The 24,180-nt window shown below is 74.3% G+C and carries 23 protein-coding genes; 8 read left to right on the forward strand and 15 right to left on the reverse strand.

Annotation, left to right across the window (positions count from 1 at the left end; all coding sequences use genetic code 11):
• Positions 1-1,051 (reverse strand): substrate-binding domain-containing protein (locus AB1207_RS07790; protein ID WP_367637426.1); only part of this gene is annotated, 1,051 nt, incomplete at its 3' end.
• Positions 1,052-1,241: 190 nt separating this feature from the next.
• On the opposite strand from AB1207_RS07790, the gene AB1207_RS07795 reads away from it, so the two are divergent.
• The gene (locus AB1207_RS07795; RefSeq protein WP_367637427.1) at positions 1,242-2,453 is read left to right on the forward strand and encodes an ROK family transcriptional regulator; all 1,212 of its coding nucleotides are present in this window, start codon (positions 1,242-1,244) and stop codon (positions 2,451-2,453) included.
• 24 nt (positions 2,454-2,477) lie between these two features.
• Here the strand turns inward: AB1207_RS07795 and AB1207_RS07800 are convergent, their stop codons facing one another.
• Entirely contained in the window at positions 2,478-3,038 is a 561-nt protein-coding gene (locus AB1207_RS07800) for a dihydrofolate reductase family protein (RefSeq protein ID WP_367637830.1), read from the reverse strand.
• A 64-nt stretch (positions 3,039-3,102) separates the two neighbouring features.
• Positions 3,103-3,630: a P-loop nucleotide/nucleoside kinase family protein gene (locus AB1207_RS07805; RefSeq protein WP_367637429.1), complete on the reverse strand. Its 528-nt coding sequence runs from the start codon at positions 3,628-3,630 to the stop codon at positions 3,103-3,105.
• Positions 3,631-3,779: 149 nt separating this feature from the next.
• On the opposite strand from AB1207_RS07805, the gene AB1207_RS07810 reads away from it, so the two are divergent.
• Both AB1207_RS07810 and AB1207_RS07815 read left to right on the forward strand, forming a co-directional pair.
• Positions 3,780-4,193 carry a hypothetical protein gene (locus tag AB1207_RS07810; RefSeq protein ID WP_367637431.1) on the forward strand — a complete coding sequence of 138 codons (414 nt, stop codon included), beginning with the start codon at positions 3,780-3,782 and terminating at the stop codon, positions 4,191-4,193.
• A 29-nt stretch (positions 4,194-4,222) separates the two neighbouring features.
• Complete coding sequence (locus AB1207_RS07815) at positions 4,223-4,696, forward strand: hypothetical protein (RefSeq protein ID WP_367637432.1); 474 nt, start codon at positions 4,223-4,225, stop codon at positions 4,694-4,696.
• A 2-nt stretch (positions 4,697-4,698) separates the two neighbouring features.
• Here AB1207_RS07815 and AB1207_RS07820 read toward each other — a convergent pair whose 3' ends face one another.
• Together AB1207_RS07820 and AB1207_RS07825 are read right to left on the reverse strand one after the other, a co-directional pair.
• Entirely contained in the window at positions 4,699-6,285 is a 1,587-nt protein-coding gene (locus AB1207_RS07820) for a methyl-accepting chemotaxis protein (RefSeq protein WP_367637433.1), read from the reverse strand.
• A gap of 118 nt (positions 6,286-6,403) precedes the next feature.
• Positions 6,404-6,955 carry an NAD(P)H-dependent oxidoreductase gene (locus tag AB1207_RS07825; RefSeq protein ID WP_367637434.1) on the reverse strand — a complete coding sequence of 184 codons (552 nt, stop codon included), beginning with the start codon at positions 6,953-6,955 and terminating at the stop codon, positions 6,404-6,406.
• A gap of 143 nt (positions 6,956-7,098) precedes the next feature.
• Here AB1207_RS07825 and AB1207_RS07830 point away from each other — a divergent pair, with 143 nt between their 5' ends.
• Entirely contained in the window at positions 7,099-7,725 is a 627-nt protein-coding gene (locus tag AB1207_RS07830; RefSeq protein WP_367637832.1) for a TetR/AcrR family transcriptional regulator, read from the forward strand.
• A 66-nt stretch (positions 7,726-7,791) separates the two neighbouring features.
• Positions 7,792-8,412, forward strand: a complete 621-nt coding sequence (locus AB1207_RS07835) for a dihydrofolate reductase family protein (protein WP_367637436.1) — start codon at positions 7,792-7,794, stop codon at positions 8,410-8,412.
• A gap of 12 nt (positions 8,413-8,424) precedes the next feature.
• On the opposite strand, the gene AB1207_RS07840 is transcribed toward AB1207_RS07835, so the two are convergent.
• From AB1207_RS07840 to AB1207_RS07855, 4 genes are all read right to left on the reverse strand, one after another.
• On the reverse strand, positions 8,425-8,961 hold the full coding sequence (locus AB1207_RS07840; RefSeq protein ID WP_367637437.1) for a GNAT family N-acetyltransferase: 537 nt from the start codon (positions 8,959-8,961) through the stop codon (positions 8,425-8,427).
• A complete protein-coding gene (locus AB1207_RS07845) occupies positions 8,958-9,350 on the reverse strand; it encodes an ATP-binding protein (protein WP_367637438.1) in 393 nt (130 codons plus the stop codon). The genes AB1207_RS07840 and AB1207_RS07845 overlap by 4 nt, the downstream gene beginning before the upstream one ends.
• Positions 9,351-9,411: 61 nt before the next feature.
• The gene (locus AB1207_RS07850) at positions 9,412-10,266 is read right to left on the reverse strand and encodes an HDOD domain-containing protein (RefSeq protein ID WP_367637440.1); all 855 of its coding nucleotides are present in this window, start codon (positions 10,264-10,266) and stop codon (positions 9,412-9,414) included.
• Positions 10,263-12,467, reverse strand: coding sequence for a putative bifunctional diguanylate cyclase/phosphodiesterase (locus AB1207_RS07855; RefSeq protein ID WP_367637441.1), 2,205 nt, complete (start codon positions 12,465-12,467; stop codon positions 10,263-10,265). The genes AB1207_RS07850 and AB1207_RS07855 overlap by 4 nt, the downstream gene beginning before the upstream one ends.
• A gap of 233 nt (positions 12,468-12,700) precedes the next feature.
• Here AB1207_RS07855 and AB1207_RS07860 point away from each other — a divergent pair, with 233 nt between their 5' ends.
• Entirely contained in the window at positions 12,701-13,840 is a 1,140-nt protein-coding gene (locus AB1207_RS07860) for an MFS transporter (protein ID WP_367637442.1), read from the forward strand.
• On the forward strand, positions 13,810-15,171 hold the full coding sequence (locus AB1207_RS07865) for a hypothetical protein (RefSeq protein ID WP_367637443.1): 1,362 nt from the start codon (positions 13,810-13,812) through the stop codon (positions 15,169-15,171). The genes AB1207_RS07860 and AB1207_RS07865 overlap by 31 nt, the downstream gene beginning before the upstream one ends.
• Before the next feature lie 7 nt (positions 15,172-15,178).
• Here the strand turns inward: AB1207_RS07865 and AB1207_RS07870 are convergent, their stop codons facing one another.
• The 4 genes from AB1207_RS07870 to AB1207_RS07885 form a co-directional block, all read right to left on the reverse strand.
• A complete protein-coding gene (locus AB1207_RS07870) occupies positions 15,179-16,675 on the reverse strand; it encodes a hypothetical protein (protein ID WP_367637444.1) in 1,497 nt (498 codons plus the stop codon).
• An 80-nt stretch (positions 16,676-16,755) separates the two neighbouring features.
• Positions 16,756-19,545, reverse strand: coding sequence for an aconitate hydratase AcnA (acnA, locus tag AB1207_RS07875; protein WP_367637445.1), 2,790 nt, complete (start codon positions 19,543-19,545; stop codon positions 16,756-16,758).
• A 120-nt stretch (positions 19,546-19,665) separates the two neighbouring features.
• Positions 19,666-20,022: a DUF202 domain-containing protein gene (locus tag AB1207_RS07880; RefSeq protein ID WP_367637446.1), complete on the reverse strand. Its 357-nt coding sequence runs from the start codon at positions 20,020-20,022 to the stop codon at positions 19,666-19,668.
• Complete coding sequence (locus tag AB1207_RS07885; protein ID WP_367637447.1) at positions 20,019-20,384, reverse strand: YidH family protein; 366 nt, start codon at positions 20,382-20,384, stop codon at positions 20,019-20,021. Before AB1207_RS07885 ends, AB1207_RS07880 begins: the two co-directional genes overlap by 4 nt.
• A gap of 131 nt (positions 20,385-20,515) precedes the next feature.
• Between AB1207_RS07885 and AB1207_RS07890 the strand changes: the two genes are divergently transcribed.
• A complete protein-coding gene (locus AB1207_RS07890; RefSeq protein ID WP_367637448.1) occupies positions 20,516-20,698 on the forward strand; it encodes a hypothetical protein in 183 nt (60 codons plus the stop codon).
• Positions 20,699-20,717: 19 nt separating this feature from the next.
• Here AB1207_RS07890 and AB1207_RS07895 read toward each other — a convergent pair whose 3' ends face one another.
• Both AB1207_RS07895 and AB1207_RS07900 read right to left on the reverse strand, forming a co-directional pair.
• A complete protein-coding gene (locus tag AB1207_RS07895; RefSeq protein ID WP_367637449.1) occupies positions 20,718-22,085 on the reverse strand; it encodes a class I SAM-dependent RNA methyltransferase in 1,368 nt (455 codons plus the stop codon).
• Positions 22,082-24,160, reverse strand: coding sequence for an APC family permease (locus AB1207_RS07900; RefSeq protein ID WP_367637451.1), 2,079 nt, complete (start codon positions 24,158-24,160; stop codon positions 22,082-22,084). Before AB1207_RS07900 ends, AB1207_RS07895 begins: the two co-directional genes overlap by 4 nt.
• Between the last annotated feature and the right edge of the window lie 20 nt (positions 24,161-24,180).

Below are 24,180 nucleotides of genomic sequence, written 5' to 3' on the forward strand. Positions count from 1 at the left end.
AGGTGATCGACTCCACGCCGTCGACGGGCTTGTCGGTCACCAGCGCCACGCCGGTGTCGTAGAAGTCCAGGCCCGGGCTCGTCGAGGGCTTGGTGCCGTCCTTGGCGTAGTCCGCGATCGCCTTGACACCGAGTTCGGCCATCTTCAGCGGGTACTGCTGCGCGGTCGCGCCGATGACGCCGTCGGTGACCTCCTTCACCCCGTCGCACCCACCGTCGACCGAGACGATGATCACACCGGACTTCCCGGCCGCCTTCAGCGCGTTGTCCGCACCGGACGCGGCGGGCTCGTTGATCGTGTAGACGACGTTGATGTCGGGGTTCTTCGTCAGGCAGTTCTCCATCGCGGTGCGGCCGCCGTCCTCGGCGCCACCGGTGGGTTCGTTGCAGACGATGGTGTAGTCCCCGCCGTCGTACGTTCCGGTCTTGTCCTCGTCGCCGTTCTTCTTGGGATCCTTGGTGTCGATCCCCATGCCGGTGAGGAAACCCTGGTCGCGGTTGTAGTCCACCGTGACGACCTTGTCGTTGAAGGCGTCCAGGAGCGCGATCGTCGCGGGCTTGCCGCCGAGCTGGCCCTTGGCCCACTTCCCGATCATCTCGCCGGCCTTGAAGTTGTCGGTGGCGAAGGTGATGTCGACGGTGTCGGCCGGGTCCGGCGGGGTGTCCAGGGCGATGACGTACAGGCCCGCGTCGCGCGCCTTCTCGATCGCGCTGTTCACGCCCGGGCCGTTGGGCGTGATGAGGATGCCCTTCTGGCCGGCCGCGATGGCGTTCTCGATGAGCTGGACCTGGCCCTGCTCGTCGCCGTCCTCCTTGCCGGCACCGACCGTCAGGTCGATGCCGTCCTTCTCGGCCTCGGCCTTGGCGCCCTTCTGCATGGCGACGAAGAACGGGTTCTGGGAGTCCTTCGTGATGAGCGAGACGGCGACCTTGTCGTCACCCCCGCCGCCGGAACCGGTGCTGCCGCTGCCGGAACCGCAGGCGACGAGGCTGGCCGCGGCGAGTGCGGCGACACCGACGGCAACGGTCGGGCGGGTGCGGACGATCTTCATCGATTCCTCCTGTGGGGCGCAGATCCCGCGGTCGTCGGTGACCGGGTGCCGCCACCGCGCTCTGTGGCCGACGGCAGGAGAGTGCCCGGCACTTACGTCGGCTGTCAACGACTAGATCTCGACTTCTGCTTGACAATCGACATAAGGCAGGCGGAGGCTCAGGCCGTCACCCACCGACCCAGGAGGTCTCATGGCACCGGCCGCACCGCGGAGGACCTCCGACGGCGGTTCCGGGCAGGCGCTCGACCTCATCACCTCCGGCCGCGCCCGGACGCGGACCGCCCTGGCGGACGCGCTCGGACTGTCGCGGTCGACGACGGGGCAGCGGCTTGAACCCCTGCTGGCCAGCGGGCTCGTCCAGGAGTCCGACGACCTCGTCGCCTCCGGAGGGCGGCCGTCGCGCAGCCTGCGACTCAACGCCCGCGCCGGGCTGGTGGTCAGCGTCGACATCGGCGAGGAGCGGACGCGGGTGGCGGTCACCGACCTCGAGACCGCGGTGCTGGGCGAACGCGTCCTGGCCCTGCGCCTGGACGACGGCCCGGAACCGTTGCTGGAGAGGATCTCCGAGGCAGCGCGTCAGGTCCTGCGGGAGGACGACCTCACCGGGGCACCCGTCGTCGGGATCGGCCTGGGTGTTCCGGCTCCGGTGGACTCCGCCGCGGGCCGGGTCACGGGATGGTCGATCATGTCCGGGTGGGACGGTTTCGACGTCCGCGACCACCTGCGCCGGGCCTGGGGCGTTCCCGTCGTCGTCGACAACGACGTGAACGTCCAGACCGTCGCCGAGCACCACCGGTTCTGGCCGGACGTCTCCCACCTGTTCTACGTGAAGATCGGCACCGGCGTGGGCAGCGGGATGGTCGTCGACGGGGCGGTGAACCGAGGTGCCCAGGGCGGGGCCGGGGACATCGGCCACGCCCACGTCGGCGGGTACGGCGACCCGCAGTGCCGGTGCGGGAACCTCGGGTGCCTGGAGTCCCTCGTCGGCGGGTGGGCACTGGCCCGCGACCTGCGCGACGCGCCACGCCCGGACATGCACGACGCCCGGGACGTGGCCCGGCAGGTGAAGCTCGGCGAGGTGCAGGCCGTGACCCGTCTGCGCGCCGCCGGCCGGATCCTCGGGGAGGCCGTCGCCTTCGCCACCAGCCTGCTGAACCCGGAGGTCATCGTCCTGGGCGGGTTGCTGAGCGTCAGCGGCGACCACCTCATGGCCGGGGTGCGCGAGACCGTGTACCAGCGTTCGCACCCCCTGGCGACGCGGCAGTTGCGCATCGTCCCCACCGGGTTCCGGTCGCGGTCGGGGATCGTCGGCGCGAGCTACCTCGTGCGGGACCACGTCCTGGCCCCCGCCCGGGTGGACGGGCTGCTCGCGGCCGGCGACTCCCCCTTCGAGCTCCCCTGACGCCGAACTCCTGACGACGCCGCGTCAGGACCGCACCGCGTACCGGAGGCCGACGACCCCCTGGGCGAACCGCCGCACGTCCTGCAGGTCGAGGTCGACCCGCAGGCCGAGGGGCAGCGCCGGGCGGCCCCCACCGACGGCGACGGGACACACCAGCAGGACGCACTCGTCGACGAGACCGTGCCGGAACGCCTCGGCCCCGAGCGCGGCTCCGCCCACGCTGAGGTCGGTGTCCGAGGCCTGCTTGAGGGCACGGACGACGTCGGGGTCGAACTCGCGGTGCAGCGTCGTCCGCGAGGTCGTCACCGCGTCGAGCGTCCGGGAGAACACGACCTTGTCGGCGTCGCGCCAGACGGCGGCATACTCCTGCACGACGTCCGGTTCACCCTCGAGCCAGTCGTCGTCCTCCCAGACCCGCATCGTCTCGTACATGCGCCGGCCGTAGAGGGACGTCCCGATGCGCCGTTCGTGCTCGTTCCAGAACGCGTGCACCTCCTCGTCGGGGACGGACCAGTCGAACGCCCCGGAGGCGTCCTCGAGGTACCCGTCGAGCGAGGTGTTCGCCGCGTAGACCAGTCGACCCATGAGTTCCTCCGCCTCCCCGAACTCCACCCTGCACCGGAGGGGACCGCCGGACAAGGGGTCGCCCTCACGCGGCGGACGTGGCGACCCGCAGGTCCGACACGACGACGTCGAGGTCGACGGCCCCGTCCGTCGGGACCCGCACCACCGGCCCCAGTGCGAGAGGTTCGGCGTTCGCCGCCCAGCGGTCGTAGTCCTCCCCCAGCCGCCGCTCGTCCTCGTGGACGGCCGACCTCCGGCGCGCCGCGTACCGCCGTCGCGCCAGCGCCGGAGCCACGTCGCACCACACCTCGACCACGGTGGACGCACCGCTCGTCGCCACGCCCGCGCGGGCGAAGGTCAGGTCTCGTGGACGGAACCACCAGGACTCCACCAGGACCGTGCCCGGCAGCCCCGCCGCCACCGCCCAGACCGTGTCCATCGCGACGGCGCCCAGCCGCGGGCGGGGGAACTCCGCCGGCAGCACGGGGGCGAGGGCCTCCTTCACCGCGTCCTTCGTCAGGCACGGCCACCCCGTCCGCTCGGCCAGGCCGCGCGCCAGCGTCGTCTTCCCCGCTCCCGGCAGCCCGTTGACGAGGATCACGACGGCGGCCACCGGCCCACCCTGGCACGGTGCTCCCGTGATCGGCACGCCGCCGAGTTCAGCGCGATCCGGCTGCGGAACGCCGGAGCGGGGCAGGCCGGAGGAGGACGTCGCCCGGGCGGCGGATCCAGCGAGGCCTGAAACGTCCCGAACCATCCTGCATGTTCACCTCCGCCGTCACCGGGGCCCGTGTCGTGGGTTTCACGCGCGAGGCCGGCTGGTGCCAGGCTCCCGGGTGCGCCCACCCCGTCCCCGAGGGCGTGGCCCTCGTCGTCCTGCCCGACGGCCGGTTCGCCCACTTCGCCCGCACGTGCGTCCGGCACGTCCTGGGGGTGACGCTCACGCTCGAGGACCTGCTGGCCATCGAGGCCCGGCGGCACGCCGCCTTCGTCATGGGCCTGGCCCAGGTCCACGCGGCGTTCGTCCGTGAAGACCCGGACCTGTGCGCCGGTCTCCTGCTGACCCTGGAGGAACTGCGGCCCGCGACGGTCGCCGAGCGCATCGTCCTGGAGTCGGCCCGGGCTCGGCTCGAACTCGTCGTCGCCACGGGGACCAGCGAGGCGGTCGACGCGTAGGCCGGGAGGCCGACGCGTACGATCGGCGCGTGGTCCTGCCGATCAGCCATCCCCTGCAGCGGTACAGCGTCAGCGGGTACCAGGAGGAGGAACTGCCCTCGGGCGCGGTCGCGTGGTCGGCGAACCTGTTGCGGTACGGGCAGGGGTTCGGCCTGGTGACCGACCACGGCGACGGCCGGCCGGCCGAGTGGACGTTCACCGACGCCGGGTACGGCGAGGAGTTCCTCACCGCGGCGGCCGCGCTGCACCCGGACTCCGAGGACCCGGGGGCGGTGCTCGTCGACCAGCTCGTGACCGTCCGGGCGATGAACTCCCTGGACCAGGTCGCCTACTGCCTGGACGACGACGCGTTCGAGACCCGCGGGGAGCACCGGCTCGCCGACCCCGGCCTGACGTTCCTGCAGGTCCGCCGCGACCTGGCCGAACGGTTCCCCGACCGCAACCCCCGCATCTGGGACAAGAACGCGTCGGCGATGGTGCCGGTCACGTCCCCCTCCACCTGAGGTCAGCGGCGGAACGTCGCCACGACGGAGTTCAGTTCCGCCGCCGAGCGCGCCACCTCGCCCGCCGTCGTCGCGGTGTGCCCCGCGCCGGTGGTGGTCTGGGCCGCCGCAGCGGCGATGCCGGTCGTGTTGAGCGCGATCTCCTGGGCACCGGCCGAGACCTCGGTGACGTTGCGGACCATCTCGGCGGTCGTGGCCGACTGTTCCTCGACGGCAGCGGCGATCGTCGACTGCAGGGCGTCGACGCGGACGATGACCTCGGCGATGTCCTCCACGGCCCGCGCCGCGGCGTCGGCGTCGGTCTGGGTGGCCCCGACCTTCGCGACGATCTCCTCCGTCGCCCGCGCGGTCTGCTGCGCCAGTTCCTTGACCTCCCCGGCCACGACGGCGAAACCCTTGCCCATCTCCCCGGCCCGGGCGGCCTCGATGGTGGCGTTCAGGGCCAACAGGTTCGTCTGCTCGGCGATGGAGGTGATGAGCTTGACCACGTCACCGATCTCACGGCTGGAGGCCGACAGGCGCGTCAGTGTCGCCGAGGCGTCGTGCGCGGAGGCCACCGCGCCGGCCGCCGTCTCCGACGCCTGCGCGGTGGCGGAGGCGATCTCGCGGATGGCCGAGGTCATCTGCTCCCCGGCCGCGGCGACCGTCGCGATGGACGTCGAGATCTCCTCGGTGGCGGCGGCGACGACCTGCGCCTGGACGGCGGACTCCTCGGCCCCGCCGGACAACTGCGTCGCGACGGCGGTCAGCTCCTCGCTCGAGGCGGCGAGCGTGACGGCGTTGTCGGCGATGCGGCCCACGGTGGCCGACAGCGCGTCCAGGGAGGTGTCGGTGGCGACGGCGAGGCGGCCCACCTCGTCGCGGGCCACGTACTCGACGCGCTGGTCGAGGCGGCCCTGGGCGAGGCCCTCCATGACCTCCACGGCGCGACCGAGGGGCCGGGCGATGGAACGTGCCGTGAGGACGGCGGTGACGGCCGCCAGCACGAGCGCGAGGAGCACGGTGCCCACGACGACCGCGACGGCGGTGCGGTAGGCGGTCTCCCCCTCCGCCGCGATGGCCTGCGCCGCAGCGGTCTCGGACTCGTCGAGCTCGGCGATGGCGGCGCGGACCCGCTCGGCGGCGGGCGCGGCGGACGTCGTGCGCTGCTGGACGAAGGCCGCCAGCTCGTCGTCCTGCGCCAGCGGCAGGAGGGCCGTCACGGCGGTGCGGTAGTCGGACAGGGCGGCGGTCACGGCCTCGCGCTGGTCAGCGGGGGCGGACGGTCCGCTCGCGAGGTAGCGGGCCCAGGCGGCGTCCACGGCGGCGTCGTCGGCCTGCAGGCGCTGGGCCGCGGCCGCCGTCGAGGCCGCGTCGGGGGCGAGCGCGGTGTCGGCGAGGTCGGAGCGGGCCAGGACGAAGGCGGTGTCCACCTTGTCGACGGCGTCCACCGAGGCCAGCCCGGACGTGGCCAGGTACTGCATGTGGTCCTGCGCCTGGGCCAGGCGGTGCAGCCCCACCCCCGCGACGAGGACGAGGAGCGCCCCGACGAGCCCGAACCCGACGGCGAGCTTCGCCGCCACCCTCAGGTCACGCCACCGACTCGCCACGACCGCCGTCCCCTCGCAAGGCGGGGGCGCGGTGCCCCCTCCCCCTGGTGATCGGCAGGCGGGCCGGACGGCTGGAGCCGCCCGACCCGCCCGGTTCCAGGGGACGTGCAGCCGGGTGTCAGGCCGCGCGGGTGGCGGCGACGAGCCCGTCGAGGACCGAGGTGAGCTTCTCCACGACCTCGGCGTCGTCCTTGGGGTGGGTCTGCGCGAACCGGACGACCGAACCCGGGATGGCGAAGGTGACGTCGGACAGGACGTTCGCGCCGGCGATGCCGAGCGCCTTGCGGGCGTCGTCCTGGGCCCAGACGCCGCCGAACTGGCCGAACGCGGAACCGACGACGACGAGCGGCTTGCCGTTCAGGGGGCTGGCGCCGTACGGGCGGGAGGCCCAGTCGATGGCGTTCTTCAGCACGGCCGGGACGGTGCCGTTGTGCTCGGGGGTGACGACGAGGACCGCGTCGGCGGCGGTGAGCGCGGCGCGGAAGTCCAGGGCGGTCTGCGGGACCGATCCCTCGACGTCGACGTCCTCGTTGTAGAAGGGGAGGTCGCCCAGCCCTTCCTGGATCGTCAGCTCGACGCCCTCGGGGGCCAGGGCGACGGCGGTCTCGGCGATCTGCCGGTTGGTGGACGCGGCGCGCAGGCTGCCGACCAGCACCAGGACGTGGGTCACGGGGAACTCCTCGGGAGACGGTGGGCACCCGGTCGGGCGCCCGAAACGGACTGTAGTCCGTATCTTGTCCCAGCTTCAAGCAGACACCGTCCGCCCGAGCGGCCGAGCTCCCAGCGCTCCCCTAGGCTGCGCGGGTGGCGAGGATGCTGGCCCTGCTGGGCGACGGCGCAGGGGTCCCCGGCCGCGCCGACGCCTCCCGCAACCGCGAACTCCTGCTGTGCGCGGCCCGGCGCCTGCTCGCCGAGGTCGGCCCCGACGGGCTGAGCATGGACGCGCTGGCCGACGCGGCGGGTCTGGGAAAGGGCACCGTCTTCCGCCGGTTCGGTTCCCGCGCAGGGCTCTTCGTCGCGCTGCTGGACGAGGACGAGCGCGCGTTCCAGTCCGCCTGCCTGACCGGTCCCCCGCCGTTGGGCCCCGGCGCCGACCCCGTCGAACGGCTCGTCGCCTTCGGCCGCGAGCGTCTGACCTTCGCCGACAGCCGGGCGGCACTGCTGCGCGAGGCCCGCGCGCGGCGGACGACCCCCGGGGCGCCCGGGGACTTCACCCGGCTGCACCTGCGCGTCCTCCTCGAGGCCGCCGGCACGCGGGGCGACACCCAGGTCCTGGCCTACCAGCTGCAGGCGGTGCTGGAAGCGCCGCTGCGGCACCACGTCGAGGCGGGCCTGGACACGGGCCTGGACGCCGGGCGGGGCCAGGCCCCGCCCCTTGACCGCCTCACGGCCGGGTGGGCCGACCTCGTCCGGCGCACCACCGCCGACCGGCTGCGCTGAGCACCGATGAGTCCGGCGGCAGCCGGGAGTCGACCGCACGACGGACCGGACGCACCAGGAGGACGCATGGGCCAGATCCACCTCGAACTCTTCGCCACCCTCGACCTGGTGGGGCAGGGCCCCGGGGGTCCGGACGAGGACCCCGTCGGGTTCGCGTTCAGCGGCTGGCAGGCCCCGCTCGTGGACGAGCACACGGGACGGCAGGTCGCGGCCTCCTACGAGGGCACCGACGCGCTGCTGCTGGGACGGCGCACCCACGAGATCTTCAGCGCCTACTGGCCGCACCAGGAGGGCGGGCGCGACGACGACATCGCGACGCTGTTCAACCGCGTCCCCAAGTACGTCGCCTCACGCGGCCGGCCGGACCTGTCGTGGTCGGGATCGGTGCAGCTCGGACCGGACCTGCCGGCGGCCGTCCGGGAGGTCCGGGAGCGGCACGAGCGCGTCAAGGTCGTCGGCAGCCTGAACCTCGTGCAGACCCTGCTGCGGGAGCGGTTGTTCGACGAACTGCACCTGTGGCTGCACCCGCTCGTCCTGGGCACCGGCAAGAAGGTGTTCGACGGCGGCGTCGTCCCCGCCAACCTCACGCTGCTCGCCCCGCCGGACGCGGGACCCCGCGGCACCGTGTTCCTGCGCTACGGCCTGGCCGGGGGAGTTCCCGCGACGGGTGACATGACGGCGGGGTGACCCGTCCCGGGATCAGCCCGCAGCGGTGCGCTGGTAGAGCACGTGGTCCTGCCAGCGCCCCGCGATCCGCAGGTACCGGCGGGCGACACCGATCCGCTCGAACCCGTTGCGCTGCAGCACTGCCTGCGAGGCGGAGTTCGAGAGCAGGGTTCCGGCCTGCAGCCGGTGCAGACCGAGCCCGGCCGGTTCCGGGGCGAACGCGAGGTCCACCAGCGCGGCCACCGCGTGGGTGGCGACGCCCCGGCCGTTGACGGCCTCGGCCACGAGGTACCCGACGTCGGCGGACTGGAAGGGACCCCGGACGATGCCCGACAGCGTCAGCCGGCCGACGAGTTCCCCGTCGTGCTCGATGACGTACGGGGCGACCCGGCCGGCGGCGTGCTCGGCCAGCGCGGCGGTCAGAAGTTCCTCCTGGCCCTCGGCGGTGAAGTAGGCCTCGTCCCGCTCGGGTTCGTAGGGCGCCAGGAACGGCCAGTTCTCCCGCAGCAGCGCCGCCACGGCGGCGGCGTCGTCGGGTCGCGCCAGCCGCAGCGTCGTCGCGTCCGTCACGAGATCACGAACCAGACGGTCTTGCCGTTCTCGTCGTGCTCGACGCCCCACCGGTCGGAGATGATGTCGACGAGGGCGACACCGCGGCCGCCTTCGGCCTCCGGTTCCGCGTCGCGGCGCACGGGCGGGTGCGGGTTGCCGTCGGAGACGGCCACGTGCAGCGCCGGGCCGTCACCATCGCAGGAGACCCGCACGCGCACGGGCGGGCCGCCGTGGCGGACGGCGTTGGTCACGAGCTCGGAGACCAGCAGTTGCGCCTCGTCGAGGACGCGGGCGTGGTGCGCGGCGCAGAAGGCCTCGGACAGGAACGCGCGCGCCCGGCGGGCCGAGTGCTCCTCGTCGGGCAGGGTGATCTCCGCCGCCGGGGTCGCCTCGCACACGCAGGCCATCCAACACCATCCCCTCGCACCGCGCCCCCGCCCGCGCACGCCGCTGCGCACCGGCGCGCGCTCAGGCCGTCAGGAGCTGCACGAGTTCGGCGGCGGTGCGGGTGACGCCGGCGCGGACGGCGTCCAGCTCGGCGTCGCGCACGTGCCCCGCGGAGAGCTGCTCGGCGACCTGCGGCGTGCGCGCCGGGTCGGTGATCCGCTCGGACAGCTCCAGCCCCAGGCGCACGCACGTGGCCAGCGGCGTCGCCCACCCGGGGCGGTCGACCTGCGACAGGGCGTGGGCGAGGTCCTCGGGGAAGGCCCAGGCCGCGAGCGCCTCGGCCGACACCCGCGTGTGGGTGGCGCCGTAGCGGCGGTTCTCGGCGGCCAGGAGTTCCTCGCGGTCGGCGCACTCGACCGTCATCCGCGGGTACTCCACGGGGTCGCAGCGCACGAGCAGCGCCTGCCCCAGCCGGGCCAGCAGGCCGACCGAGAACGCCTCCGGCGCACCGCACCCGAGCCGCGGGGCGAACTCGGCGGCGGCCACGGCGGTCAGGACGCTGCGGTCCCAGAACCCGGCGAGGGACTCGGGGACGTCGTCGAGACCGGCCATGGCCGAGACGGCCAGGCTGCGCACGGTGGAGAAGCCGACGACGGTCACCGCGAACGCGGGCTGGGAGACCCGGCCGGACAACCCGAAGTAGGCGGAGTTGGCCAGCCGCAGCACCTTGGCCAGCAGGGCCGGGTCGTAGCCGAGGGTGCGCCCGAGGGAGCGGGCGTCGGAGGCGGTGTCGTCGGCCTCGGCCACCACGCGCGCCGCGACCGGCCGGTGGGCGGGCAGGTCGTCGAGAGCGGCGGAGATGCGGCCGAGGACCTCGACGGCTCCCGGCGGGCTGCTGGACGTCTGCACGGCCGAGGTCGTGGGGGTCGTGCTCACGCGGGCACCCCCTTCAGCGACGGGGTGGCGGGCCCGGGGACCAGCTCCCCACCGCCGCGCAGCACCTCGACGAGGCCCTGGCGGGTCAGCGGACGGGAGTACAGGTACCCCTGCACGGCCTCGCAGCCGAGGTCGGTGATGACGGCGTCCTGCTCGAACGTCTCGACGCCCTCGGCGACGACCCCCAGGCCCAGGGTGCGGGCGAGGGACACGACGGCGGCCGCCACGGCCCGGGCGGGTCCGGTGGTGGAGCGCAGGTCCCGCACGAAGGACCGGTCGACCTTGAGGTGGTCGACGGGCAGGTCCTTGAGGTAGGCCAGCGAGGAGTACCCCGTGCCGAAGTCGTCGATGGCGACGCGCACCCCGTCGGCCCGCAGTTCCTCCAGGACCTGGCGGCAGGCGCGCAGGTCGCTGGCCAGGGCGGTCTCGGTGACCTCCAGGCACAGGTCGCTCAGCTGCAGGCCCGCGGTGGCGACGGCCCGGCGGACCCCGGCGGCGAACCCGTCGGCGGCCAGGCTCACGGCCGAGACGTTGACGGCCACGTGGTCCGGGCTGACGGGCAGGTCCCCGGCGGCCTGCGCCGCGCGCCACGCCGCGAGGTCGTGGCAGGCGACCTGCAGGACGTGGGCGTCCAGGGCCGGGACGAGGTTGGCGCGTTCGGCCAGCTCGATGAAGACGTCGGGGCGGACGGGGCCGAGTTCGGGGTGCGTCCAGCGGCACAGGGCCTCGACGCTGCGCAGCCGCGCGGGCCGGCCGGGCTGGACGACGGGCTGGTAGTGCACCTCGACGCCACCGCGGGCCAGGGCCTCGCGCAGGTCGGCGACGAGGCGCAGGGCGCGGCGGGCCCGCGTTCGGACCTCCTCGTCGAGCAGGGTCCAGCGGCCACCTCCGGCGGCCTTGGCCTCGTGCACGGCGATGCCGGCGTCGCGCACGACCTCCTCGGCGCTGCAGCCCAGGCCCTCCAGGAGGACCACGCCGATGCTGGCGACGAGCCGCAGCCGCAGCCCGTTGACCTCCACGGGGACGAGCACGGCCTCCAGGACGCGTTCGGCGGTGGCCCGCACGGCGTCGAGGTCGGACAGGTCGGCGCACACGAGGACGAACTCGTCGCCACCGGGCCGGGCCACCATGTCCCCGGCGCGCACGGTGCGGGCCAGCCGGCGGGCCACCTCGACGAGGACGGCGTCCCCGGCCTCCGGGCCCAGGCCGTCGTTGACGGTCTTGAAGTCGTCGAGGTCCACCATGAGGACCCCGACGTCCGGGCCCTGGCCGGGCGCACGGCCCGGCAGGGCGAGCAGGTCGGACAGCCGTTCCAGCAGCGCGAGCCGGTTGGGCAGGCCCGTCAGCAGGTCGTGCTGGGCCTGGTAGGCCAGCCGGTGCTCGCGGGCGAGGCGGTCGGTGACGTCCTCGACGGTGCCGATGAAACCGGCCCCGTACCCGGGGGTCCGGCTGGGGGCCAGCCGGACCGTCACCCACCGGATCTGGCCGGCGGCCGTCCGCAGGCGGGTGTCGAGCGTGACGCGTTCCCCGGCCAGGACGGTGGCGACGGCCTCCACGACACCGGTCCGCTCGTCGTCGACGACGTGGGTCAGCCAGCCCGTGCCGCACAGCTCCTCGGCGGGCAGGCCCAGCAGTTCGGCGAACGCGTCGTTCACGCGGGACAGGCGCGCGCCCACGTCGGAGACGATCGTGGGCACGGGGGAACTCTGGGCGAGGGTGGCGAACCGTTCCTCGGCGGCGCGCAGCGCGGCGTGGGCCCGCTCGTCCTCCGGCAGCGCCAGCGACAGCACCCAGAACTGCTCCCCCGCCCCGGCCCGCGCGACGGCGGCCAGGCCGGGTCCGGGACGGTCGGGGACCGGCCAGGCCACGACCTCGGAGCGCCGCAGTTCACCACCGGCCGTGACGACCTCGACGGCGTAGCGGGTGCGGCGCTCGCGGGAGAGGCGTTCGGCGTCCGGACCGGTGCGCAGGAGCCGGGTCACGGCGACGTCGACGAGGTGGTCGGCGTCGATCCCGAACAGGTCGGAGGCGGCGGTGTTCGCCCAGCGCACCCGGGCGATCTCGCGGGCGGCGTGCGGACGGGACACGACGAGGACGGGTTCGTCGGCGGCGGCCGCGTGGTGCAGCAACGCGGCGTCGACCCCGGCGGTGGAGTCGGGGCCTCCCCCGGGGTGGTGGCTGCGCCACGCCTCGTTCAGCACTGGTTCCGTCCACGGTGGTTCCCGGCGATCCCTTCCGTGGGACCGCATCGGAGTGTTCATCGGCACGTTGCGCCACGAACTGATCCCCCCGGGTGCACGGACGCCGGGACCGCGCCGGAACCCACGCGGGGCCGGCTGCGCTGCGTGACGTCGCCACCCGCCGGAGCGCGCAGTAGGGTTCGGCGCAAACGTCCGGCCCCCAGGCCGGTCCGCCCCTGCCGGAAGGTTCCGCCGTGCTCACGGCGTTCTTCGCCGCGGCCGCGTGGGGGCGGGTCGGACTCGCCGCGACCCCCCTGGCGCTGCTGTGGTTCGTCCACGACCGGACGGGTTCCTGGTCCGGTGCCGGGCTCGCCGCGGCCGGTCTGGCCGTGGCCGAGGCCGTCGCCGGTCCGCAGACGGCCCGGCTCGTCGACCGGTTCGGCCAGCCCCCCGTCCTGCCGGTCCTGGCCCTGGCGCACGCGGCCGGCCTCGTGGCCGTCGTCGTCCTCCTGCCCGCGTCGGCGCCGCCCCTCGTCCTGCTGACCGCGGGCCTGCTCGTCGGGTCGACCCTGCCCCAGCTGGGGGCGTTCTCGGGGGCTCGCTGGTCGCACCGGCTCACCTCCGCGACCGGGTTGTCACGCGCCTTCGCGTGGGAGGCGGTGGCGAACTCCACGGCGTTCCTGCTCGGTCCGGTCCTCGCGGCCTGGCTCGCCGGCAGGGGCCTGCCGGAGGTGGCCCTGGCCGGGGCCGCCGGTCTCGTCGCCTCGGGGACCCTGGTGCTGGCCCTGCTGCGGTCCTCCGCCCCTCCTCCCGCGCGGCGGGGCACCCCCGGGCTGGGGCTGCCGCGCGGGCTGGGGCTCCCGCTCGTCGTGACGGCCTGCCTCGGGGTCCACTTCGGGGCGCTGCCCCTGGCGGTCGCGGCGGCCCGGCCCGAGGCGGCCGCCGCGGTCCTGGGCGCCTCGAGCGCCGGTGGGCTGCTCGCCGGGCTGGCGCTCACCCGGGCCCGGGACCCGCGGCTGCGCCGGGCCGCGGTCGTCCTCGCGCTGGTCGCGACGCCGCTGGCCCTGCCGGGACTGCTCACCGCCCCCGTCGTCGTGCTCGCCGCGGTGCTCGCCCTGGTGGGGGCCGCGGTCCCGCCCGTCGTCGTCGCCACGACCGTCCTGGTGCGCGAACGTGCCGCGCCGCAGCAGCTCACGAGCGCCTTCGCCTGGTCCGCCAGCGTCTCGGCGGCCGGCGTCGCGGTCGGGTCGGCGGCCGCGGGGCAGGTCGTCGACCGCGTCGGGCCACCGGGAGCGAGCGGGCTGGCCGCGCTGTCCCTCGCGGCCGCCCTCCTGGCGGTCCTGGGCTGGGGCAGGATCGTGCGGTGCGCCCGTTGCGACCCACCCGCCTCCTGAGCCTGGACTCGGGGCTGTGGGCGCTGGACGAGACCCAGCCGGTCGCCGCCGTGCTGGACCGGCGCACCGGCCGGGTCGAGCGCGTGGTCGGGTGGTCGCAGGTCCCGCCCGAACCCGCGCCGACCCCGTGGCCGCCGCCGCGGCTGCTGCCGGACGGGCCGGCGTTCTGGACGCACCCGGACGGGGAGGCGCCCCTCGTGCGCATCGGCCCCGGTGGCGTGGAACTCGCGGTCTGGACGCACGGGCTGCGGTTGGCGGCCGTCGGGCCCGACGGCGCGTGGTGCGCTCCCCCACCACCCCCGCAGGACGTGGTGCGCTCGGCGCAGGGCCGTCCCGGCTGGGGCCTGCAGCCGAGCCAGCTGCTCCACGTCGCCCGTCGCGGCACCCCGCGGCGCACGAACGTGCCGGCGCCCGTGCGGGCCGCGCAGGCCGAGGACTCGGGGTTCTTCGTGGCCCTGGACGCCGAACCCTGGCACCTGGAACCCCTCGGCGCCGACCTGCACGAGGTGGTGTGGGACACCGCCTGGTACCGCGTGCCGTGGGGTGCCGACGTCGGCGAGGAACTGCTCGACGTCGCCGAACCCGTCGCCGAGGGACCGCCCGTGCGGACCGAGGACGGCCGCGGGACGCACTCGTGGCTGGACCCGTGGAGCGCGGGCGGGGACCGGCACGGCGTCCGGCTGGAGGGGGCGCGCTGGGGTTTCGGCTGGCGCGCCGACGGTGCCGCCGCCGCGACGGGCGACCTCGTGGCCGTCGTCCACAACGCCGACGGGAACCCGGTGCGCCGCATCGCGATGGGCCGCGGGACGACGACGTCGGCCGCCCTCGTCGGCACGGGGTCCGGCGAGCGTCTCGTGGTGGCCGTCCGCCGCGACGCGCCGGGGGTCCTGGCCCCGCCCGTCGACCTGCTCACGGTGCACCGCAGCGGGGACGTGACACCGCTCCTGGGCGGCGCCGAGGTCGACGTGAGCGGGCACGTCCGCCCGCTCGTGGACCGGCCGCTGGAGGCCGGCTCCTACCTGCGGCAGGTGCTGGCGACGTACGGCCGCCTCGAGGAGCACTGGCGCACCGACGCCGGGTTGCTGCCGCTGGTGGACGGGCTGAGCGCCGCCCGCGCCCGCCTCGTCGGCGACTGGCCGGACACGGTGCTGGAGTGGACCTTCGAGCACCCCGAGCGACCCGGCGTGCGGCTGCGCCGGCGGGTCCCGCTCTTCGACGAACTGGGCCGGATCACCCCGCCGGACAGCGCCGCCGAGGCGTTGCGCGAGGACCTGCTGACGGGCCACGTCCCGCCGCTGGACGCGGCCCGCCGGGGTTTCCTGGACCTGTGAGGGCGCCTCAGCCGTCGGCGCGGAACAGGACCAGCACGTCCTTCGTGCGCCAGGTCCCGGCCGTCGTGGTCCACTGCTCGACACCCTGCGGGGGTTTCACGGCGGCGCTGCGCCAGCGCAGCACCCACGGGTCGGGCTGGACGGGGCCGGGGGCGCGCCGGGCGTAGTTCCAGCGCAGCAGCTGGCGCAGGACCGGGTCGGCCTCCTCCGTGCGGGCCTCGACGAGGGGTTCCAGCACGGCGGGGTCGGAGAACTGGTCGACGATCTCGCAGTCGCACGAGTACGCCAGCAGCCCGATCTCCCCCGGCGCGGTGACGCGCTGGTCGCCGACGATCCGGCCGACGTCGGCGCCGATCGCCCGGTACTCCGCCGGGGTCGCGAAGTTCCCGAACACCGGCGGGTAGGCCCAGGGCAGCGGCAGCGCGGACGCCGGCACCGAGGCGGCGAGCCCGCCCACCGCGGCCAGCGCCGTGACGACGGGCACGACCCGCCGGGCCCGGTCCCGCAGCAGCAGCCCCAGCCCGACGACGGCGACGAACGACAGCGTCGCCGCGGGCGGCACGTAGTACCACTGGTAGGGCGGGACCCCCAGGACGCTGTAGACGCCGAAGTACGCGGCACCGCCCAGGCCCAGGCCCACGAGGCCGCGGCGCGCGGCGTCCCTGCGCCGCACCAGACCCACGAGCAGGAGCAGCAGGACGACGACGCCGAGCACCGCCCCGGCGACGCCGACCCCGACCGCGACGGGGGTGTTGGGCCAGTAGTGCGTCCACAGCCCCTGCAGGTACGTGCGGTCGGGCCCGAAGTTCTTCTGGTTCGTCTTGATGACGAACGTGTCCGGGATCGCGGACCCCAGGAACCACCAGCTCACCGCGAACCACGGCAGCGCGACGGCGCAGCACGTGGCGATCGCGACGTGCAGCCGGCGCAGCACCGGGCCGGAGACGAGGGCGAGCAGCACGACGAACACGACGGTGTCGAGGCGGGACAGCAGGGCCAGGCCGGCCACGACGCCGTACAGCGCCGGCCGGCCCGCCACCGAGGCGGCCAGCAGAGCCAGGACGGCCGTGAACACGAGGACGACCTCGAGGCCGACCGCGGAGACCAGCAGCGGGTTCGCCAGCACGACGACGACGGCCGCGGCGGCCCACCAGGACGACACCCCCGCCCGCCGGGTGACGTGCCCGGCGCACGCGGCGGCGACGGCGGCCAGGACGGTCGTCACGACGCCCAGGGCGAGTTCACCGTCCGGGCCGGCGAAGGGCCCCACGACGAGGAACCCCAGCGCCAGCAGCCCGACGTTGAGCGGCGAGGTCGCGGCGTTCGACGTGATGCCCGGGGTCATGCCCCAGTGGAAGTGCTCGGCCAGGTTCCGGGCGTAGGCCAGCGTGATGTACGTGTCGTCGATGAGGCCGCGGGACGTGGTCCAGGACAGCAGGGCGCCCACGAGGGCGCCGAACAGCGGTAGGACCACCCGGGAGGAGGGGCGTGGCGGTGCGGGCACGGGCTGCATCCCACCACAGTCCGGGGACGACGACGGCCGCCCCCCTTCCGGGGGACGGCCGTCGGGCGTGCAGGTGGGGATCAGGCGGTGGTCAGCGACCGCAGGACGTACTGCAGGATCCCGCCGTTGCGGTAGTAGTCCGCCTCACCGGGGGTGTCGATGCGGACGACCGCGTCGAACTCCACGGTGCCGCCGTCGGTCTTGGTGGCGGTGACCTTCACGGTGCGGGGCGTGCGGCCCTCGTTGAGCTCGGTGATGCCGGCGATGTCGAACGTCTCGGTGCCGTCGAGGCCGAGCGAGGCCGCCGACTCCCCCTGCGGGAACTGCAGCGGGACGACGCCCATGCCGATGAGGTTCGAGCGGTGGATGCGCTCGAAGCTCTCGGTGATGACGGCCTTGACGCCGAGGAGCGCGGTCCCCTTGGCCGCCCAGTCACGGGAGGAACCCGAGCCGTACTCCTTGCCACCCAGCACGACGAGCGGCGTCCCCTGCGCGGCGTAGTTCTGGGCCGCGTCGTAGATCGACGTCTGCTCCCCACCGGCGGTGAAGTCGCGGGTGAAACCGCCCGAGACCCCGTCCAGCAGCTGGTTCTTCAGACGGATGTTCGCGAAGGTCCCGCGGATCATCACCTCGTGGTTCCCGCGGCGGGACCCGTAGGAGTTGAAGTCCTGGCGCTCCACGCCGTGCTCGGACAGGTACACACCGGCCGGGCTGTCGGGCTTGATGGAACCGGCCGGGGAGATGTGGTCGGTCGTCACCGAGTCGCCGAGCAGCGCGAGGACGCGGGCGCCGGAGATGTCGCTGACGGGCGACGGCTCGGCCTGCATGCCCTCGAAGTACGGGGGCTTGCGGACGTAGGTCGAGTCGGCGTCCCAGTCGAAGGTGTCGCCCTCGGGCGTCGGCAGACCCTGCCAGCGCTCGTCACCGGCGAAGACGTCGGCGTAGTCCTTGACGAACATGTCCTTGCTGATGGCCTCGCCGATGACCCGCTCGACCTCGGCCGCGTCGGGCCAGATGTCGCGCAGGAACACGTCCTGGCCGGACTCGTCCTGCCCGATCGGGTCGTTCTCGACGTCCCAGTCCATGGTGCCGGCGAGCGCGTACGCGATGACGAGCGGCGGGGAGGCCAGGTAGTTCATCTTGATGTCCGGGTTGATCCGGCCCTCGAAGTTCCGGTTCCCCGACAGCACGGCGGTGACGGCGAGGTCGTTCTGCTGGACGGCCGCCGAGACCTCCTCGGGCAGCGGGCCGGAGTTCCCGATGCAGGTGACGCAGCCGTAGCCGACGAGGTGGAACCCGAGCTTCTCCAGGTACGGGGTGAGCCCGGCCTTGTCGTAGTAGTCGGTGACGACCTTGGACCCGGGGGCCAGCGACGTCTTGACCCACGGCTTGCGGGTCAGGCCCTTCTCGACGGCGTTCTTGGCCAGCAGCGCGGCCGCGACCATGACCGAGGGGTTCGAGGTGTTTGTGCAGCTGGTGATCGACGCGATCGCGACGGCGCCGTGGTCGATCTCGGTCTGCGTGCCGTCGGCCATCGTCAGGGCCACCGGGTTCGACGGGCGGCCGCTGGCCTTGCCCGGCGCGTGCGGTTCGCCGCCGGCGTTGCTGCCGCTGGCGGTCGGCGCGTCGGAGGCGGGGAACGTCTCGGCCAGCGCCTCGTCCTGCGCGGACTCCGGCGTCACGTAGTCGCCGAGGGCGGCGCGGAACGCCGCCTTGGCGTCGTCGAGGACGATGCGGTCCTGCGGGCGCTTGGGGCCGGCGATGCTCGGGACGACGGTGGACAGGTCCAGCTCGAGGTACTCGGAGTACTTCGCCTCGACCGAGGGGTCGTGCCAGAGGCCCTGCTCCTTGGTGTACGCCTCGACGAGCGCGACCTGCTCGTCGCTGCGGCCGGTCAGGCGCAGGTAGTCGAGGGTGACGTCGTCGATCGGGAAGATCGCTGCGGTGGAGCCGAACTCGGGGCTCATGTTCCCGATGGTGGCGCGGTTGGCCAGCGGCACCGAGGCGACGCCCTCGCCGTAGAACTCCACGAACTTGCCGACGACGCCGTGCTTGCGCAGCATCTCGGTGATCGTCAGGACGACGTCGGTCGCGGTCGCACCGGCCGGGATGGCACCCGACAGCTTGAAGCCGACGACGCGCGGGATGAGCATCGAGACGGGCTGGCCGAGCATGGCCGCCTCGGCCTCGATGCCGCCGACGCCCCAGCCGAGGACGCCGAGGCCGTTGACCATCGTGGTGTGCGAGTCGGTGCCCACCAGGGTGTCGGGGTAGGCCTGCAGCTCCGAGCCCACCTGGCGCGGGAACACCACGCGCGCGAGGTGCTCGATGTTCACCTGGTGCACGATCCCGGTGCCCGGCGGGACGACCTTGAAGTCGTCGAACGCCGTCTGGCCCCAGCGCAGGAACTGGTAGCGCTCGCGGTTGCGGCCGTACTCGATCTCGACGTTCTGCTCGAACGCGTCGGGGCGGCCGAAGACGTCGGCGATGACCGAGTGGTCGATGACGAGCTCGGCCGGCGCCAGCGGGTTGACCTTCGTCGGGTCCCCGCCGAGGGCACCGACGGCCTCGCGCATGGTGGCGAGGTCGACGATGCAGGGCACGCCGGTGAAGTCCTGCATGATGACGCGCGCCGGCGTGAACTGGATCTCGGTGTCCGGTTCGGCGTCGGGGTTCCAGCCGCCGAGGGCGCGGATGTGGTCGGCCGTGATGTTGGCGCCGTCCTCGGTGCGCAGCAGGTTCTCCAGGAGGACCTTCAGGCTGAACGGCAGCGTCGCCGCACCCTCGACCTTGTCGAGGCGGAAGATCGTGTAGTCCGTCCCGGACACTGTTAGGGTAGCCTTGGCTTCGAAGCTGTTGTGGCTGCTCACCGGGAGCTCCTCACTCGTCGTCCGACGTCGTCGCGTCGCACCGCGCCGCCGTCCTTGCCGTGCTCGATGGTCCCACCGTCAGTGGTGGGACCGACCCGCGGGGTGGACCCTCGCGACCATTTATCTCGACGTCAAGATACCACTGTGGGTGGCCGAGAGCACCAGCACCGTCGCGGACACGCCCAGGAGCACCGCGACACCGGCCGTCGCGGCCAGCAGACCCGCGCCGGGCCCGGCCCGCAGGTGCCCGTCCCGCAGCAGCGCGCGCACCGTCCGCCGCCCCCGGGCGCCCGCGGCGACGTGCAGCGCCGCCCCCGCCCCGCAGCCCGCGACCGCCAGGACGAGCGCCGCCGTTCCGAACCGGGGCGCCAGCAACCGGCCGAGCAGGGCCGAGCCGACGAGGACGGCCAGCGCCGTCCGCCGCCACGCCAGCGCCGTCCGCTCCGGCTGCAGCCCCGCGTCGAACCGGCCGGTCACCGCAGGACCAGACCCAGCAGGACGAGCACTCCCGCCAGGCCGACCCCGACCGTCAGCGGCGCCGCCAGCGACGGCGACGCGAGCGGTTCCCCGCGGCGCATGGCCCGCTCGTCGCGGGCCCAGCCGCGCCAGGCCTGCCCGGCGGTGACCGTCCCGAGGACGACGAGGAGGACCGAGGCGGCGAGCCGCAGCTGCGGCTGCAGGGCGAGGTCCAGCCCCTCCAGCGCGACGCCACCCGCCAGGAGCGCCAGCGCCGTGCGGACCCAGGCGAGGAACGTGCGCTCGTTGGCGAGGCTGAAGCGGGGGTCCGGTTCCTCCCCCTCGCCGTAGACGCTGCGCGGGAAGCGGGAGGGGGCGCTCACGCCCCGATCGTCTCGCACCGCGACGGACCACTCGGTCGGGTGCACACGGATGCAGCACAGTCGGCTTGAGCCGGGTCACTCTCGGTCAGCACAGTGGAGGCACGCCCCAGCCGCCCGCCCCGGAGGTCCCGATGCCCCTGCTCTCCCGCCGCCCCGAGCGCTACGTCCCCCGCCACTCGACCCGCGAGGTGTTCCGCGCGTGGGAGCCCGCCGCGGTCGTCGACGTCATCCGCGGCGAGTCCCCCGCCGACGTCCTCGAGAGCGTCCTGGAGGCCCTCGACGGTCTCGACGCCCGCGAGCGCCAGCACGCCTGACCCCCTCCCCACCCCGACGTCAGCGCACGAAGCGCGCCACGCACTCCACGTGGTGCGTCATCGGGAACAGGTCGAAGGCCCGCAGCCCGTCGAGGCGGTACCCGTGGCCGGAGAGGAACTTCGTGTCCCGGGCCAGGGCCGCGGGGTCGCAGGCCACGTAGGCCACGGCCCGCGGCGCGAGGGCCGCGATCCCGTCCACCACGGCCCGGCCGGCGCCCGAGCGCGGGGGGTCCAGGACGACGAGGTCGGTCCGGCGGCCGGCGAGCTCGTCGTCGGTCAGCGCCTCCTCGACGGCACCCGCCCACAGCTCCACCTGCGGGTGCTCGTGCAGCGACCGGCGCGCGTCGCGCACGGCCCGTTCCTCGCCCTCCACGGCCAGGACGGTCCCGTCGGCGCCCACCGCGTCGGCGAGCAGGGCCGTGAACAGCCCGACGCCGGAGTACAGGTCGAGCGCGTGCTCGCCCGGCTGCGGTGCCAGAGCCGCCAGGACGGCCTCCCCGAGCAGCCGCGGGGCGGCGGGGTGGACCTGCCAGAAGCCGGCTCCCCCCACGCGGAACGCGTGCTGGCGCTCCTGCTCCCCCACCCTCACGGTGACGCGCTCGCCGACCCAGGTGCGTCCCGAGACGCGGTGCAGCCCCTCGGGGGTGCGGACGGCGACGGAGGCGTCCGGCAGCTTCGGGACGTGCGCGTGGGTGCCGGGCAGCGGCTCGACGACGACCAGCGGTGCCGCGCCGTCCGAGCCCGCGGCGACCTCGACGGTGCCGACGTTGCCGAACCTCGCCCCGAGGACGCCGGACCCCACGACGGCCTCGGTGCTGATCGGGCAGTCCTGCAGCGGGACGACCTGGTGCGAACGGTGCGCCCGCAGACCCGTGCGGCCCTCGGCGTCGACGGCGAACTGGGTGCGGGTGCGCCAGCGCAGCCCGTCCCCGTCCGCTCCCGGCAGGGGCGCCTCCTCGACCGTCACGTCGACGTCCAGGCCGGCGAGGCGGCGGAACTGCTCGGAGACGACGGTGGCCTTGAGCGTGCGCTGGCGGGCCGGGGTGGCGTGCTGGAAGTCGCACCCGCCGCACAGGCCGGGGCCGGCGACGGGGCACGGCGGTTCGACGCGGTCGGCGTCGGCGGCCAGGACGCGCACGGCGTCGGCGCGCCAGAACGAGGCGCCCTCGGCCCCCTCGGTGACGCGCGCGACGACCCGCTCGCCGGGCAGGGCGTGCCGGACGAAGACGACGCGGCCCTCGTGCCGGGCCACGCAGTGACCGCCGTGGGCGACCGGCCCGACCTCCAGCTCGAGCTCGGTGCCACGGGAGTCGACGGCGTCCGGTCCTGCCGGAGCGGGCCGACGGGTCCCGCGGGCGCGGGTGGGGCGGCGGGCGGGGGTGCTCACGGGGTCTCCTCGGTGCTGCTGGTGGTGTCGCTGGTCGTGCCCGCGGGGCCGCGGTCGACGGGACCCGGGCCGAAGGTGCCGCGCCGGACGGTGCCGGGGGCCTGCCGTTCCAGCCGGTCCTCCTGGCCCGCCGAGCTCGACAGCTGCCACGGGACGCTGGCGACCATGACGCCGGGCTGGTAGCGCAGCCGGGCCCGCAGCCGCAGTGCGGACTGGTTGTGCAGGAACGTCTCCCACCAGTGCCCGACGACGTACTCGGGCACGTAGACGATGACGAGGTCGCGCGGGTAGCGCGCCCGCAGCGCCTTGACGTGCTCCACGACCGGCCGGGTGATCTCCCGGTACGGGGAGTCCAGGACGGTCAAGGGCACGGGGACGCCGAGGGCCTCCCAGCGCTGCTGCAGCGCCGCCGTCTCCTCGGGGTCGACCGCCACCGTGACGGCCTGCAGGTCGGTCGGCTTGGCGGCGCGGGCGAACGCGAGGGCCCGCAGCGTCGGCTTGTGGATCTTGGAGACCAGGACGACGCCCCGCACCCCCGTGGGCAGCGCCTTGGCCTTGGCGTCGGGCGCGACCTCGATCTCGCGGCTGACGTTGCCGTAGTGGCGCCGGATGAGCTTCATGTTCACGAAGACGACGACCATGGCGAGGATCGCGATCCACGCCCCCTGGGTGAACTTCGTCAGCAGGACGATGACCAGGACCGTCGCGGTCAGACCGAGGCCGATGCAGTTGATGACGCGGGAGCGGCGCATGCGGGCGCGCGCCGCGGGGTCGGTCTCGGTCCGCAGGTGCCGGTTCCAGTGCCGGATCATGCCCGTCTGGCTCATGGTGAACGAGACGAAGACGCCGACGATGTAGAGCTGGATGAGCCGGGTCACCTCGGCGTCGAAGGCGAGGATGAGGACGATCGCCGCCACGGCGAGGGCGATGATCCCGTTGGAGAACGCGAGCCGGTCCCCGCGGGTGTGCAGCTGCTTGGGCAGGAAGCCGTCGCGGGCCAGGATCGAGCCGAGCACGGGGAACCCGTTGAACGCGGTGTTGGCGGCCAGCACGAGGATGACCCCGGTGGCGGCCGTCACGACGTAGAACGCGACCGGGAAGTGGTCGAAGATCGTCGCGGCGAGCTGGCCGATGACCGGGTCCTGCACGTAGCTGCTGCCCACCGGCGTCCCGTTGCGCAGCAGCTGGTGCTCGGGGTCCTCGGCGAAGCGGACACCGGTGAGGTTGGCCAGCGCCACGATGCTGACGAGCATGGTGACGCTCGTCAGGCCGAGCAGCAGCAGGGTCGTCGCGGCGTTCTTGCTCTTGGGCTTGCGGAAGGCCGGGACGCCGTTGCTGATGGCCTCCACGCCCGTCAGGGCCGCGGCGCCGGAGGAGAACGCCCGCAGGACCAGGTAGGCCCCCGCCAGGCTCGTGAGCCCGCCGGAGATGTCGTGCTCGGCCGTCAGGCTGAAGGCGGCGCTCGGGGCCTTGGGCAGCTCCCCGAACAGCAGGCGCCCGAAGCCCCACACCGCCATCCCCAGGATGGAGGCCATGAAGATGTAGGTGGGGATGGCGAAGGCCGCCCCGCTCTCGCGGATGCCGCGCAGGTTGACCGTCATGAGCAGCAGGACCAGCGCGACGGCGAAGAGCGCCTCGTGCCCGCGCAGGGCCGGGATCGCCGCGGCCGCGTACTGCGCCCCCGAGGAGATCGAGACGGCCACCGTCAGGACGTAGTCGACGAGCAGCGCGCTGCCGACCGTCAGCCCGGCGTTGGGGCCGAGGTTGACCGTGGCGACCTCGTAGTCACCGCCCCCGGAGGGGTAGGCGTGCACGTTCTGCCGGTAGGAGGCGACGACGACGAACATGACGACCACGACGCCGACGGTGATCCACGGGGAGAAGGAGTACGCGGCGATGCCGGCGATCGAGAGCGTCAGGAAGATCTCGTCGGGGGCGTACGCGACGGAGCTCAGCGCGTCGGAGGCGAAGACGGGCAGGGCGATGCGCTTGGGGAGGAGCGTCTCGGACAGGCGTTCGCTGCGGAACGGTCGTCCGACGAGGACGCGCTTGACCGCATCGGTCACAGAGGGCACGTCTGCCGATGGTAGGCGCA

Source organism: Kineococcus endophyticus (assembly GCF_040796495.1).
Lineage (GTDB): Bacteria > Actinomycetota > Actinomycetes > Actinomycetales > Kineococcaceae > Kineococcus > Kineococcus endophyticus.